At 48.8% G+C, this 1610-nt stretch carries 1 protein-coding gene; it reads right to left on the bottom strand.

Annotation, left to right across the window (positions count from 1 at the left end):
• Positions 1–1399: heavy metal translocating P-type ATPase (locus WBV75_RS11000; protein ID WP_424120653.1), on the bottom strand; the 1399-nt coding region annotated here is incomplete at its 3' end.
• Positions 1400–1610: the final 211 nt, after the last annotated feature.

The raw sequence follows: 1610 nt of genomic DNA, 5'->3' as shown, positions 1-1610 counted from the left end.
GGGTAAAGGGGGCCGCCAGGGCAATCGCACAGGGACAGGCGATGATCAAAACCGCCGTAAGCACATTCAGGGCCCGGGAGGGATCTATAAAAAGCCAGGTTCCCGCAGCCACAAAAGCAATGGTCAGTACGGCAATTGTAAATCGTTTTCCAATCCGGTCCGTAAGATTCCTGAAGGTTGTTTTTGGGTTCCGCGAGAACGCTGCATCACTCCAGAGCTCAGTGAGATAGCTTTGGGAAACCGGTTTGAGTACTTCGATCTCAATAGCCCCCTGAAGCTGCTTGCCACCTGCATAGAGGCGGTCTCCACTCTTTTTGGAAAGGGCCCGCGCCTCCCCGGTCACAAAACTGTAATCGACCCGGCCTTCCCCCCTCAGTAAGATGGAATCGGTGGGAATCAGGGAATTGCTTTTAATCAAAAGGCGGTCTCCCGTGACTACTTCATGCACCGGGATGCTCTCCTCAGATCCGTCCGTTTTAAGGCGCGTTACGGCAATGGGAAAATAGGACCGGTAATCCCTTTCAAAAGACAGAAAAGCGTAGGTGCGCTGCTGGAAAAATTTACCGAGTAGCAGGAAAAAGACCAGGCCGGACAAACTGTCAAAAAACCCCTGTCCCAAATCCAGGGCAATCTCAACGGTACTGCGAATAAAGAGGACGAGTATCCCAAGGGCAATAGGGACATCGATGTTGAGCATGCCGGAGCGCAGGCTCTTATAGGCTGAAGTCAAATACCCGGAACCGGAATAAAAAACCACGGGGAGGGAAAAGGCAAACATAATCCAGTGGAAGATACCCTTGTACTTATCCAACCAATACTCCCCACTTTCAAAATACTCGGGAAAGGAAAGAAACATGATATTCCCAAAAGCAAAGCCCGCAATACCCAGTTGGTAAATGAGTTTACGGTCTACTTTTTTGGCACCCCCTTCGTATTGTTCCAGGGTAATGGAGGGTTCATAGCCGATCGCACTGAGCAAACTCACCAGTTCTTTCAGGCTGATTTGTTCGGAATTGAAATGAATACGCGCCTCTTTTCGCGGGAAATCCACCTGGCTGCTGTATACCCCGGGATTGAGCCGGTTCAGGTTTTCCAGCACCCAGATACAGGAACTGCAGTGGATGTGTGGAATACTCAGACTGATGATATGGTGTGAGTCATCCTGGAACTCAAGCAGGCGTTCGGCGATCAGGGGGTCGTCCAGGTAGTCGAATTTTCCCTGGCTGAGTTCAGGCGTTTTCCCGGCCCCGCCTTCCAATTCATAGTAATAGCTCAGGTCGTTATCCCTGAAAATAGTATAGACGGTTTTGCAGCCGTGGCAGCAAAAGGACTTTTCGTCGAAATGTACCTCTTCAGTTTCACAAGGAAGACCGCAATGAAAGCAATTCGTACGGGGCATTGGAATGGTTTGCAGCTTTGAAATTATAAAAAGCTGAGGTTCCGGCAAAGGTTGGGGAATGTTAAAGGAGAAAAGATGACACTTGTCAGCTTTTAAAGTCTTCAGAAAATAGCTACTTTTATTTAAGAAATCAGACAATTCCAATGGAGGAGCGATGTGAGAACTGTATTGTTCGCAAGTTCAATGCTTTAAGGGCCATGAGTAAGGAGGA

The organism is Robiginitalea sp., from assembly GCF_049588695.1.
Taxonomy (GTDB): Bacteria; Bacteroidota; Bacteroidia; order Flavobacteriales; family Flavobacteriaceae; genus Robiginitalea.
Note: the sequence above shows the minus strand (reverse complement) of the source record. Positions and strands in the feature narration are given on the sequence as shown.